Genomic DNA, 12,414 nt, shown 5'->3' on the forward strand with positions numbered 1-12,414 from the left:
TCCTCACAGAAAATTTCAGCTTTCTTGATCGTCAGAATGGATAAAGACATTCACCGGGACATCCCCCAGGGCAGCGCTGATCAGTAGCTCCTTGTTGGGTGTGACTGCGCCTGTTTGCAAAAGTCCCTTCCAATTTTGCATCGTAGCGTCGAACGGTAATTTGATCCGGGTATCGCCCCAAACTTGCGCATCTACCCGGGGTTGGGCGCTGTTTTCAAGCAGGGCGTGGGTCCAGCGCGGCACCACCACCAACAGCCATTGGCCTTGATACTCGCGACTGAAAGCCACCACCCGCTGGGCATGCTTGCCCAGCACTTGCAGCGCTTCATAGCGGCCCCTGGCAAACAGCAACGGGTGGGCCTTGCGCAGGTTCAACACCTGGGCAATCAACGCCTGCTTCAGGTGCCCGTCACGCCAGCGCTCAAGCAAGGCGCCCGGTGCTGCCGCCAGGGCCCGTTGCCGGGCGCTGAAATCCACCGCCCGCCGGTTGTCCGGATCCACCAGGCTCAAGTCCCAGAATTCGTCGCCCTGGTACAGGTCCGGCACGCCGGGCACGGTGTTGCGCAGCAAGGATTGCGCCAGCCCGTTCAGGGCCCCGGCGGGGGCGATGGCCTCGGCGGCGGCGTGGATCGCCGTGCGCAAGGGCAGGCCGATCGGGTCGAGCAGCAGGCGTGTGAGGAACGCTTCGACACCCTGCTCATAGAGGTCGTTGGGCGCACTCCAACTGCTGTGCAATTTGGCTTCGCGCAGGGCTTTTTGTTGCCACTGCCAGAGGCGTTGCTGGTAGTCGTCGATGTCGTGCAGGTCCAGGGGCCAACTGCCCAGCAGCACCTGGTAGAGGATCAACTCATCGCCGGCCGAGGGAATGCCCGGATCATCGCGCAACGGCATGGCCAGCCGGCGCCAGTGCTGCACCTGCTCGACATACCACGGCGCACATTCACTGAGTACCGCCAGGCGCGCGCGGCTGTCTTCGCCGCGCTTGTGGTCATGGGTGGCGGTGGCCAGCAGGTTATCGGGGAAAGTCTGCAGGCGTTGCTGGTTGGCGGCATGAAAGTCAGCCAGGGGCGCGCTGAACTGTTCGGTGCAAAAGCCTACGTCATTGCGCGAGAGCAATACTGCCGAGCGGTAGAAGGCGGTGTCTTCCACGGCCTTGGCGGCTGCGGGCGAGGTCAGTTGCTGGAAACGCACGCAGGCGTGCTTGAGGATCTTGCGCGGTTGCCCCACCGGACGCTCGCGCCAGGTTTGGCCACCGAGCCACTGTTGCAGGTAGTCGAGCACTGGCCAGTCGGCCTCGCTCAAGGTGCCTCGGGCGCCGGCCAGGGCCTGTTGGAACACGCTCTCGTCAGCGGCGCTGCGGCCACGGGCGCTGATATAGGTGCGATACACCGGGAAGTGCACGACCAGTTCCTGCAATGCACGGCGGATCGCGCCCAGGGTCAGGTCGCGGCTCATCACGTCGGCGCGGGCTACTTGCAGCAGGGCCTGGGCCACGCTTTCAAAATCCCCGGCCAGGGAGCCGTTGAGGATCTGTTGCCGGGCCAGCCAGGCTTCCTCGATAAACGCCGAAGGCCGTTCAGTGGCCTCGCGCCAGAGCCGGGCCAAGGCCTCGAACCCCTGGGGGTCGTGCTGCACCAGCGACACCTGGTTCATGAATTCGTAGCCGGTGGTGCCATCTACCCGCCAGTCTTCACGCAGGGTTTCGCCGGCGCCGAGGATCTTCTCGACAAAGATCGGCAAGTGGCGGTTTGGCGACAGTCCATCCACGCGCCGCCGCAACTTGCGGCAGTAACCCCGTGGATCGGCCAGGCCGTCGATATGGTCAATGCGCAGGCCGTCCACCAGGCCCTCGCTGATCAGTTGGAAGATCTTGCTATGGGTGGCCTCGAACACCGTGGTGCGCTCCACCCGCAGGCCGCCGAGCTCGTTGACGTCGAAAAAGCGCCGCCAGTTGATGTCATCCGCTGCCGTGCGCCAACTGGCCAAGCGATAGGCTTGCTGTTCGAGCAACTGATGCAGGCGGGCAAAACCTTGAGGTTGGCGCGCATCAAACACTTCCAGGGCGTGTTCGATGGCCGCCAGGGTCAGTGGGGCCTGCGCGCGCTGCGCCAGTGCCTGTTTCAGGCTGGCGGCTTGAGGCCAGGCATCGGCCTGATACGCCAGGGCGCTGAAGCGGTCGGCCAGGTCTTTGAGGGGAGGATGGGCGCGCAGGATATCGCCGTAGTCACTGGGGCAGATCGGGAAGCGGTGTTCGTAGTGTTCGACAAAAAAACTGCCCTGGGCCGGGTCAAAACGCAGGGGCAGCGTACCGCTTTGCAAGGCTTCGCCGTAGTCGCTACCGAGGAAGGGCATCAACAGTTGGCCCTTGAGCAGGGGGTCCGGCGAGTGCCACTGGATATCGAAGAATTCGCTATAGGGGCTCAGGCGCCCCCATTCCAGCAGGTCCAGCCACCAGGGGTTGTCGCTGCCGCCGACGGCCATGTGGTTGGACACGATATCCAGAATCAGGCCCATGTCGTGTGCGCGCAAGGCCGCCACCAGGCGACGTAGCGCCGGTTCGCCGCCCAGCTCGGGGTTGACCGTGGTCGGGTCGACGACATCGTAACCATGCATCGAGCCGGCGCGGGCCTTGAGCAAGGGCGAGGCGTACAGGTGGCTGATGCCCAGGCTGGCGAAATAGGGCACCAGCGGCACCGCATCATCGAGGGTAAAGCCCTTATGGAATTGCAGGCGTTGGGTGGCCCGTAGCAAGACGGCGTTCATCGATCACGCTCGAAGGCCTGATTGCGCGCCACCGCCAGCAACTCCAGGCGGCGGGCGGCGTTCTCATTGTCGAGCAATTGCGCAGCGTCCCCCGGCAGGCGCCGGCGCCAATTGGGATGGGTGTCGATGGTGCCGGGCAGGTTGGCTTGTTCTTCGACGCCCAGGGCGTCTTCCAGGGGCAGTATGACCAGCGGTGCGCGGGTGTGGCCGAGGTAACGCACGCTGGCATCGAGAATATGGTCGGTTTCGTTGCGCCACTCATCGCGAAAATTCTGCGGGTCTTGCGCCAGGGCCCGGCGCAGAGCCTCGCGCTCACCCTGGCGGTGCTCGCTCCACTGCTCCACGGTGGGCGCATCGATCAGCCCCAGTTGCACATTCCAGTCGATATCGCGGCTGTGCCACCAGCCGTTGAGTGTCGGCAGGTCATGGGTGCTGGTGGTGGCCAGGGCGTTGTCCGGCCAGTCAAGGATCGGCGTGAAGCACCCGCCATGGTCCTGTTCAAACAACAGCACGCGCATGCCAAGCATGGCGCGGGCGCTGAGTTTTTCCCGCAGGCCATCGGGCACCGTGCCCAGGTCTTCGCCCAGCACAATCGCCTGGTGCCGGCTGGATTCCAGGGCCAGCAGGCGCAGCAGGTCATCCACCGGGTAATACAGGTACGCGCCTTGTTTGGGCGAGGCGTCCTTGGGGATGACCCATAGCCGTTGCAGGCCCATCACATGGTCGATACGCAAACCGCCGGCATGGGCGAAGTTGGCCCGCAGCATTTCGATGAACGCCCGGAAACCATTGCGTTTGAGGCCTTCGGGGGAGAACGCGGAGATGCCCCAGCCTTGGCCAGCACGGTTGAGGATATCCGGTGGCGCACCGACGGTCAGGTCGGCCAGCAGTTCATCCTGACGGCTCCAGGCCTGGCTGCCGCCGCCATCGGCGCCCACGGCCAGGTCGGCAATCAGGCCGATGCCCATGCCACTGCCGCGTGCGGCTTGTTGTGCGCGCTCGAGACAGCGGGCGATCAACCATTGGTTGAAGGCATAAAAACCAATGGCTTCGCCCTGTTCGGCGGCGAAGTGTGCCAGCGCGGCGCTGCCCGGGTCGCGCCAGTCCTCGGGCCACTGGCGCCAGTCGAGGCTTTCACCGTTGGCGGCGCGCGCGGCTTGCACGGCTTCAAAGCGGCAGTGGTTTTCCAGGGCCTCGCCACCGGCGTGACGGAAACTCATGAAGTCAGCCTGCTGCGGGTGTTCACCCTGGCGGAAATCCTCGTACAGCGCCCGCAGCAAGCGTTGCTTGGCCTTGGCGGCGGCGGGCCAGTCGATCAGGCTTTGTTGTTCCAGCTCTTGCAGTTCATCGGCCAGCCCGGTGGACTCGATGGCGCTGCGCAGTGCGCGCTCGCCGAGGATGCAACCGGGCGAGGCATACAAGCTATTGAGGAACAGGCGGCTGGACGGTGAATAAGGGCTGAAATGCTCGGTATCGGCACTGAACATTGCGTGCATCGGGCTGATCGCCAGGGCGTCGACGCCCCGTTCCGCGGCAGCGCGAGCCAGTTGTTCCAGGGCCTGGGTATCACCGAACCCACCATCGCCGGCGCGGCGCAAGGCATATAGCTGAGCACTCAGGCCCCAGGCGCGGGCGGGCTGGCTATCCACTGCCTCGGCAACGCTGAAACACTGATGGGGGGCAACGGCCAGGGTGAAGGACTGGTCGGCGATCTGCACTCGGTGGTAGCCCACGGGCAGGACGCCGGGCAGGCTGGCGTCGGCATCCAGCGCCAGGCCTTGGGCGCTGCCGTCCTCCAGGTGAACCTGGCATGCCGTACCAGGGGCAAAGTAGGCGGCCAGGTCAAGGCCGGTGCCCACGTCCACGGTCAACAGCGGCGCCAGGTGCCTGTCTTGCTGCACCCGCTCCAGCTCTTGCAGGCTGGCGGCGATGGCCGCGTCGGTGTCGGCGGGGTGGCCGAGGCCTTGGAGCACGGCGCGCAACGCGTCGGCGCTGACATGCTGCGGGCGGCCGTTGGCGTCGATCCAATCCACCGCCAGGCCCGCACGGCTGGCGAGTATTTCCAATTGCGCTTCGCTCAAGAGTGCTCTCCAACAGATGATGAGGTGTCACCCGGCGTCAGGCTGACGCGGGCAGAGAAGGGCGTAAGTGACTTAAGGTCGCTGCTGGTGCTGAACAGTTCGCGGAGGCCGGCCGGGTGATGCAGGGTGGCCGGGCTCAGGTTGAGATCAATCTGCAATAGGCTGCCGTTGCCCAGGCGCCAGCGTGCAGACACCGCGCCCTGGCCCAGGATTTGCGCGCCGAGGGCAGTGCTGCCGGGCAGGTGGGGCACGATGTGCTGTTGGCGCAGGCCCAGCAGTTGGCGGTACAGCGCGGCCGGCGCCTGGGTAAATTGCGGAATAGAGCGCTCAAAGGTCTGCAGCGCGTTGGGGTCGGGAATCTGCGCGCGGCGTGCGGGGTCACTGAAGGCGGCGAAGTCAGCAAATTCATTGCGCCGGCCTTCGCGCACCGCTTCGGCCAGTTCGCCGTGATGGTCGGTGAAGAACAGAAACGGCTGTTCGGCGTTGACTTCATCGCCCATGAACAGCAGCGGGATCATCGGCGACATCAATAACAGCGTGGTCGCCGCCTGCAACGCCTGGGGCGAACACAGTTGGTGCAGGCGCTCACCGAGGGCGCGGTTGCCGATCTGGTCGTGATTCTGCAAAAACAGCACAAAGGCGCTGGGCGGCAAATGAGCGCTGGGCTCGCCGCGCCGTGTGCCGTGGCGGGTGGTCTCGCCCTGATACACAAAGCCTTCGCCCAGGCAGCGGGCGAGTTTGGCGGTGGGATCATCGGCAAAATCGGCGTAGTAGGCGTCGGTCTCGCCGGTCAACAGCACATGCAGGGCGTTATGCCCGTCATCGTTCCATTGCGCATCGAAGCCCTGCTGTAACAGGTCGGCCTGGTTGAATTCGTTTTCCAGCGCCAGCCACACGTGGCGCCCCGGCGCTACCTGCTTACGCACTCGTTGCGCCAGTTCCTTGAGGAACGCCGGCTCGTTGATGGCATGCACTGCGTCCAGGCGCAGGCCGTCGAAGCGGTATTCGTTGAGCCACATCAGGGCGTTATCGATAAAGAAGTCGCGCACTTCGCGGCGGCGAAAGTCGATCCCGGCGCCCCAGGGGGTGTGGCTGTCTTCGCGGAAAAAGCCTTTGGCATACTGGCCCAAGTAATTGCCATCGGGGCCAAAGTGGTTGTAGACCACATCGAGAATCACCGCCAGGCCATGCTCGTGGGCCGTGTCGATCAGGTGTTGCAACTGCTCGGGGGTGCCCAGGGAAGCCTGCGGTGCGTAGGGCAAGACACCGTCGTAACCCCAGTTGCGTTCGCCGGGGCATTGGGCCAAGGGCATCAGCTCGATGGCGGTGACGCCCAGCTCTGCCAGGCGTGGCAGGTGCTGCTCGACTGCGGCGTAACCACCCAGTATCCCCACATGCAGTTCGTAGATCACCGCTTCATGCCAGGGCCGGCCTTGCCAGGTGGCGTGGCGCCAAGGGTAGGCCAGGGGATCGACCACCACGCTGTCGCCATGCACATCGGCATGTTGCAGGCGTGAGGCAGGGTCCGGCACCTTCTGCTCACCATCAATGGTGTAGTGGTAGCGGGTGCCGGCCCCACAGCGTACATGGGCGACAAACCAGCCCTCTGCCTGGGGCAGCATGGGCACTGACTGACCATTGTGCAGCTCGACGCTGACATCAGACGCGTCAGGCGCCCACAGGGCGAAGCGGGTATGTTGCGCATCCTGCATGATCGCGCCGTGGGGCCATGTTTCCAGAGTCCGTAACGGCATCTATCCCAACCTCTTTATGCTTTCCCTGATTTTCCCAGCGCTTTCGCTACCAGTTGTTCGTAAAGTTCGGCGTAGGGTTCCACCGCCTGGCACCAGTTGAAGGGCGCGGCCATGGCCCTGCAGCGCATGGCGTTGAGCAGGCCGGGGAAGGCAAACACCTTGAAGGCGCGGGAGAGGGCGGCTTCGTAGCTTTGCACGGTGGATTCGTCGAACAAAAAGCCGGTCACGCCGTCTTCGATGGTGTCTGCCAGGCCGCCGGTATTGCGCGCCACCGGCAACGAGCCGAAGCGCTGGGCGTACATCTGGCTCAGGCCGCAGGGCTCGTAGCGTGAGGGCATCAACAAAAAGTCGCTGCCGGCAAACATGCGGCGGGCATCGGTTTCGTTGAAGCCGATCCGCACCCCGATGCGCCCGGGGAACCGCAGGGCCAGGGCGCGCATGGCCTGTTCTTCTTCCGGCTCGCCACGGCCGATAATCGCGATCTGCCCGCCGTTTTCCACGATAAAGCCGGCGACCGCTTCCGTCAGGTCCAGGCCTTTCTGGTACACCAGGCGCGACACTACGGCGAACAAGGGGCCGGTGGACTCGTCCAGGCCGAACAACTTGCGCACGTGGCTGGCGTTGACCGCCTTGCCTTGCCAATCGCCGATATTGAACGGGTGATCCAGGTGCGGGTCGGTGGACGACTCCCAGCTTTCATCGATGCCGTTGGGAATACCACTGAGCAGGCCTTGCTGGGTCTTGCTGGCAAGGAAACCATCCAGGCCGCAACCGAACTCGGGGGTGGTGATCTCCCGGGCGTAGGTGGCGCTGACCGTGGTGATATGGCTGGAATACGCCATGCCGGCCTTGAGGAAGGACATCTTGCCGTAGAACTCCATGCCCTCCTGTTGCAAGGCATGTTCGGGAATCCCCAGCTCCGGGCAGGAGGCCAGGCTCACCACACCCTGGTAAGCCAGGTTATGAATGGTGAACAGGGTGGGGGTGCGTGACCCACGCCAGTGCATATAGGCTGGCGCCAGGCCAGCCGGCCAGTCATGGGCGTGCACCAGGTCCGGGCACCAGTGGATTTGCGCGAGGTTGGCGGCAATATCGGCGGCGGCCAGGCCCAGGCGGGCGAAGCGGATATGGTTGTCAGGCCAGTCGCGACCGTTGTTGGCGCCATAGGGCGTGCCTTCACGCTCGTACAGTTCGGGGCAGATCAGTACATAGATGACCAGGCCATCCTTGAGGTCCATGCGCCCGATCTTGCAGGGCGGCAGCGCGGCATGGCCGCCCAGTTCGCCGATGATATGGATCGGGTTGTCGCTGTCGAGCACCTGGCGGTAGCCGGGAATCAACACCCGTACATCGTGCAGGTGCGCCATGGCACGGGGCAAAGCGGCGGACACATCTCCCAGGCCACCGGTTTTCACCAGGTCGGCCAGTTCCGAGGTCACAAACAGGACTTTCTTGCGATTGGGGTTTTGAGACGAGACCGGCCGCACTGCGCCGGGAAGGTCAACCAAGGCGGTTGGCCCATCGACCGGCTGACTGAAACGCTGTCCCTGAATTCCCGAAGCGGCACTGATCATAATTATTCTCTCCCATGTGTTGGTCAGCTGAGGGCCTGGCGCCCTCAGCGAAAGTCAACCGCGTCCTGCGGTCACGCGCACTAGCACTGCACAGACTGGCAAGGCTTATGCCAATTGCACCGAACTGATAAATAGATTGGATGGGCGGACGTCCGGCTGGCGCCGGTGGCGTGCGTCCTACCTTAAACCTGACCTACGGCAGAGTTGGAAAGTTTCGATTTATTGCGGGGGCTTTTGTTCTGATCGTGACCCATCGGTCATGAGTCTAGGACAGAGCCCAGAGCCTGCAAGGGTTGTAGGAAAATTTTGTAGGACAATTATATTTTTCGGCCAGACGCTTCCCTTGTAGAAGCTGGCTTGCCGGCGATGGCGGCCTTGAGAAATGCCGCGTTGCCCAGGGCCTCATCGCCGGCAAGCCGGCTCCTACGGGGCGAGTGCCTTTTTGTGGGGCATCGGGGCTGGGCTGCTCGATAGGAGTGCAGCCGGCTACTTAAAGTGATTTGTTAAGAGTTTATATCTATATAAATCAATGCTTTATAAGAAATGTGTGAAGTAAATAATCAGATAAGGCTGCGCAAGGTCTGCCCACTGGCCCACGCCTGGATGTCTTCGATCATCTGTCCATAGAACTGCCGGTAGTTCTGCTCGCTGACATAACCCACATGGGGCGTCGCCAGAACATTGGGCAGATGGCGAAACGGGTGATCGACCGGCAACGGCTCCTGGTCGAACACATCCAGGGCCGCGCCCGCCAATCGCCCATGGCGCAGCGCATCGACCAACGCCGCCTCATCGACGATCGGCCCCCGTGCGGTGTTGACCAGTCGCGCATCGGGTTTCATCCAGCCCAGGGCCTGGGCATCCACCAGGCCACGGCTGCGTTCGCTGAGTACCAAGTGAATCGACAGTACATCGGCCTGCTCGAACAGTTCGCGCTTGCTGACCCGGGTCACACCCACTGCGGCGGCTCGCTCTGCGGTGAGGTTTTCACTCCACGCGATCACCGACATACCAAACACCTGGCCAAACTGCGCCACCCGCTGGCCGATGCTGCCCAACCCGAGGATGCCCAGAGTCTTGCCATGCAGATCGCCGCCCAGCCCTTGCTGCCACTGGCCGGCGCGCAGGGAGTTCGCTTCGGCCAGCAGATTGCGGGTGGATGCCATGATCAATGCCCAGGTCAGCTCGGGCGCCGCGTGTTTGTAGCTGTCGGTACCGCACACCTGGATGCCCAGGGCCTTGGCGGCGACAAGGTCGATGGCGGCATTGCGCATGCCGCCGGTAACCAGCAATTTAAGGGCCGGCAGCCCCTGCAACAGCGCCTTGTCGAAGGTTGTGCGCTCACGCATCAGGCAAATCACCTCAAAACCCTGCAAACGCTCGATCAGGGTCGCGGTGTCGGCGGGATAGTCATGCAGGAAGTGCACCTTGCCGATCGCTTGCAGGGCGGACCAATCCACAACGTCACGTGCCACATTTTGCCAATCGTCAATGACTGCGATCTGTACTGACATACACACCTGCCTCGGGTTGAATGGGATTAGAGCGCCTTGAGTCCTTGCAACAGCGCCTGGTGAAAGCGCGCGGGTTCTTCCATCTGCGGGGCATGGCCCAGGCCTGGGAACTCCACCAGCGTTGAATGGGGAATGAGCTTGGCCACCTGCTTGCCCAGTTCGTTGTAGCGGCCGATCCTGGCCTTGACCTCGGGCGGTGCGTTATCACTCCCGATGGCGGTGATATCAGACGTACCAATCAGCAGCAGGGTGGGTATCTGCAGGTCCTTGAACTCGTAGTACACCGGCTGGGTGAAGATCATGTCGTAAATCAACGCCGAGTTCCACGCCACCCGTTTGTGGCCAGGGCCCTGGTTCAAGCCGACGAGCATGTCGACCCAGCGCTCGTATTCCGGTTTCCAGCGCCCGTCGTAGTAGGTCTTGCGCTCATATTCGCGCACGCCGTCGGCGTTCAGTTTCAACTCGCGCTCATACCATTGGTCGACGCTGCGATAGGGCACGCCCAGGGCTTTCCAGTCCTCCAGGCCGATCGGGTTGACCAGCGCCAGTTGCTCGGTTTGCGTGGGGTAGAGCAGGGCGTAGCGGGTAGCCAGCATGCCACCGGTGGAATGGCCAACAAGGGTGGCCGTGGAGATACCGAGCTTTTGCAGCAACTGATGAGTGTTGATTGCCAACTGCTGGAAGCTGTACTGATAGTGCTCAGGCTTGCTGGAGGTGCAGAAGCCGATCTGGTCCGGCGCGATCACCCGGTAGCCGGCTTCGCTCAGGGCCTTGATCGACGCCTCCCAGGTCGCGCCGCAGAAGTTCTTGCCGTGCATCAACACCACATTGCGGCCATTGGCAGGGCTTTTGGCGGGCACGTCCATATAACCCATTTGCACGGATTGGCCCTGGGACTGGAAGTCGAAATGTTCGACCGGATAGGGGTACTGGAAACCTTGCAACTGCGGGCCATAGCTTGGGCTTTGCGTGGCGGCCAAGGCAGGCAGGGCGCAAGCGGCCAGCAGACCGGTAAGGACAAACGAGCGTGTCAATGGCATGGGAAAGCTCCAGGGGCGATGCTCCCGGATGCTGTGGTGGGTGGATTAAGCGGGGATTAACCTGTTACATCCAGTGCAGCGTCAGCATTGCCACCACGGCATAACGAGCCGCCTTGGCCAGGCTGACGATTAACAAAAAACGCCACAGCGGCTCCTTCATCACCCCGGCCACCAGGGTCAGTGGATCGCCAATGATCGGCAGCCAACTGAGCAGCAGTGACCAATGCCCCCAGCGTCGATAGTGGCGACGGGACTTCTCCAGCTGCGCGGCGCTCACTGGAAACCAGCGACGGTCCTTGAACAGTTCCACCGAGCGGCCTAGTAACCAGTTGACCCAGGAGCCCAACACGTTGCCCAGGGTCGCGATCCCCAGCAGCAGCCCTACCGAGTAGCTGTCATTGAGCAGCAGCGCGACCAGCACCGCTTCCGATTGCAGCGGCAACAGGGTGGCCGCCCCAAAAGCGCTGAGAAACAGCCCCGCATAGCCTGCAAGCATTGCTCAGTGAGCCGGGTATTCGGCTACCACCACATCTTTGCCGGCACGGGTCAGGCCAATGACTTGATAGGCGTCGCTCATCCCATCCATTTCCATGCCTGGCGAGCCCATGGGCATGCCCGGTGCGGCGATGCCCAGCAGGTCATCACGTTTGCGCAGGGCCAGTACCTGATCGGCGGGTACGTGGCCTTCGACGAATTTGCCGTCGATCACGGCGGTATGGCAAGACGCCAGGCGGGGTGCTACGCCCAGCCGCTGTTTGACCGAGCTCATGTCGGCTTCAACATGGTCGTTGACCTTGAAGCCGTTGCTTTCGAGGTGGCTGATCCATTTTTTGCAGCAGCCGCAATTGGCATCACGGTGCACGTCAATCGGGATCAGTTCGGCGGCCTGGGCCAGGGTGGTCATGAACAGGGCGGACAGTAAAGTCAGGCGCAGGGTGGTTTTCATCGACAGGTCCCATGGGTTACGGAGTGCGCAAAGAGGGCGCATTGTCCGCGCTTTTGCGAATCAGGTGAGGTGGTTATGTTTCGAAATTATACGAGCACGCCACAACCCCGAAGCTTATCGTCCGCAGCTTTCAGCAAACTGAGAGGAAGATGACAAATTTGTCAGTTCAGGATGATTCCAGGCGCTGCTTGAGCTGGTCCATGGCCTGATTCGACAGCTCTACCATGCGCGCTTCCAAGGTGTTGAGCTTCAGTTCGGTCTCGTAGCTGAGCACGCGAGTGAACAAGGTGCCGCTGCCGCGAGATTGTAGATAGTAGTGAATGCAGCCATCTACGGCGAGCGAGGTAAAAACCGTCTTGAACTCCCGCGGCGGCTCGGCAATCTGCACCCGGTAGCTCATGGGCACACGCACCCCGAGCAAGTCGATCATCTCGGTAAACCGCTGGCCGGCAGGCAGCGAGCCGCTGGTGCCTGTGTCGGCGCTCAGGGATGTGGGGTGCCATTCGTGCCAGCGGTCCGGTTGGGTGACGTAGTCGTAGACGGCTTCGATGGGGGCTTGGATATAGCGTTCCTGGCTAATCTGCCTGACGTGGGCCTGGTGCTCGACAGCGTTCATGACACACCTCCTGTGTGGTGAGACGGAGCATTAGGAGCTGTCAGAATAGTCGTACTTGGCGACAGTGCGCGCAAAGATGTGTCGCCGATTGAAGCCTGTGTGAGTAAGCCGAAATTAAAAACGCCC

General features: G+C 62.6%; 9 protein-coding genes. All 9 read right to left on the reverse strand.

What is annotated here, in order from left to right:
• Positions 1-15: 15 nt before the first annotated feature.
• The 9 genes from FIV38_RS18325 to FIV38_RS18365 all read right to left on the reverse strand — a co-directional run bounded on the left by FIV38_RS18325 (position 16) and on the right by FIV38_RS18365 (position 12,288).
• Complete coding sequence (locus tag FIV38_RS18325) at positions 16-2,763, reverse strand: malto-oligosyltrehalose synthase (protein WP_092236770.1); 2,748 nt, start codon at positions 2,761-2,763, stop codon at positions 16-18.
• The gene (gene malQ / locus FIV38_RS18330; protein ID WP_092236767.1) at positions 2,760-4,844 is read right to left on the reverse strand and encodes a 4-alpha-glucanotransferase; all 2,085 of its coding nucleotides are present in this window, start codon (positions 4,842-4,844) and stop codon (positions 2,760-2,762) included. The genes FIV38_RS18325 and malQ overlap by 4 nt, the downstream gene beginning before the upstream one ends.
• Positions 4,841-6,598, reverse strand: coding sequence for a malto-oligosyltrehalose trehalohydrolase (gene treZ / locus FIV38_RS18335; RefSeq protein WP_092236765.1), 1,758 nt, complete (start codon positions 6,596-6,598; stop codon positions 4,841-4,843). The genes malQ and treZ overlap by 4 nt, the downstream gene beginning before the upstream one ends.
• Positions 6,599-6,612: 14 nt before the next feature.
• Complete coding sequence (gene glgA / locus FIV38_RS18340; protein ID WP_092236760.1) at positions 6,613-8,172, reverse strand: glycogen synthase GlgA; 1,560 nt, start codon at positions 8,170-8,172, stop codon at positions 6,613-6,615.
• A gap of 560 nt (positions 8,173-8,732) precedes the next feature.
• Positions 8,733-9,686 (reverse strand): D-2-hydroxyacid dehydrogenase family protein, encoded by a 954-nt coding sequence (locus FIV38_RS18345; RefSeq protein WP_092236752.1) that lies wholly within the window; start codon positions 9,684-9,686, stop codon positions 8,733-8,735.
• A 26-nt stretch (positions 9,687-9,712) separates the two neighbouring features.
• A complete protein-coding gene (locus FIV38_RS18350) occupies positions 9,713-10,726 on the reverse strand; it encodes an alpha/beta fold hydrolase (protein ID WP_092236750.1) in 1,014 nt (337 codons plus the stop codon).
• 64 nt (positions 10,727-10,790) lie between these two features.
• The gene (locus FIV38_RS18355; protein ID WP_092236743.1) at positions 10,791-11,222 is read right to left on the reverse strand and encodes a YqaA family protein; all 432 of its coding nucleotides are present in this window, start codon (positions 11,220-11,222) and stop codon (positions 10,791-10,793) included.
• A gap of 3 nt (positions 11,223-11,225) precedes the next feature.
• Positions 11,226-11,672 carry a DUF411 domain-containing protein gene (locus FIV38_RS18360; protein WP_029291648.1) on the reverse strand — a complete coding sequence of 149 codons (447 nt, stop codon included), beginning with the start codon at positions 11,670-11,672 and terminating at the stop codon, positions 11,226-11,228.
• Positions 11,673-11,838: 166 nt separating this feature from the next.
• Positions 11,839-12,288, reverse strand: coding sequence for an SRPBCC family protein (locus FIV38_RS18365; RefSeq protein ID WP_092236740.1), 450 nt, complete (start codon positions 12,286-12,288; stop codon positions 11,839-11,841).
• Between the last annotated feature and the right edge of the window lie 126 nt (positions 12,289-12,414).

The sequence above is a fragment of the Pseudomonas proteolytica genome (assembly GCF_007858275.1).
Classification (GTDB): domain Bacteria; phylum Pseudomonadota; class Gammaproteobacteria; order Pseudomonadales; family Pseudomonadaceae; genus Aquipseudomonas; species Aquipseudomonas proteolytica.

Coding starts and splice junctions, on each gene's coding strand:
- FIV38_RS18355 (WP_092236743.1), bottom strand. CDS start 11,222: ATGCTTGCAGGCTATGCGGGGCTGTTTCTCAGCGCTTTTGGGGCGGCC.
- glgA (WP_092236760.1), bottom strand. CDS start 8,172: ATGATCAGTGCCGCTTCGGGAATTCAGGGACAGCGTTTCAGTCAGCCG.
- FIV38_RS18345 (WP_092236752.1), bottom strand. CDS start 9,686: ATGTCAGTACAGATCGCAGTCATTGACGATTGGCAAAATGTGGCACGT.
- FIV38_RS18325 (WP_092236770.1), bottom strand. CDS start 2,763: ATGAACGCCGTCTTGCTACGGGCCACCCAACGCCTGCAATTCCATAAG.
- treZ (WP_092236765.1), bottom strand. CDS start 6,598: ATGCCGTTACGGACTCTGGAAACATGGCCCCACGGCGCGATCATGCAG.
- FIV38_RS18365 (WP_092236740.1), bottom strand. CDS start 12,288: ATGAACGCTGTCGAGCACCAGGCCCACGTCAGGCAGATTAGCCAGGAA.
- FIV38_RS18360 (WP_029291648.1), bottom strand. CDS start 11,672: ATGAAAACCACCCTGCGCCTGACTTTACTGTCCGCCCTGTTCATGACC.
- FIV38_RS18350 (WP_092236750.1), bottom strand. CDS start 10,726: ATGCCATTGACACGCTCGTTTGTCCTTACCGGTCTGCTGGCCGCTTGC.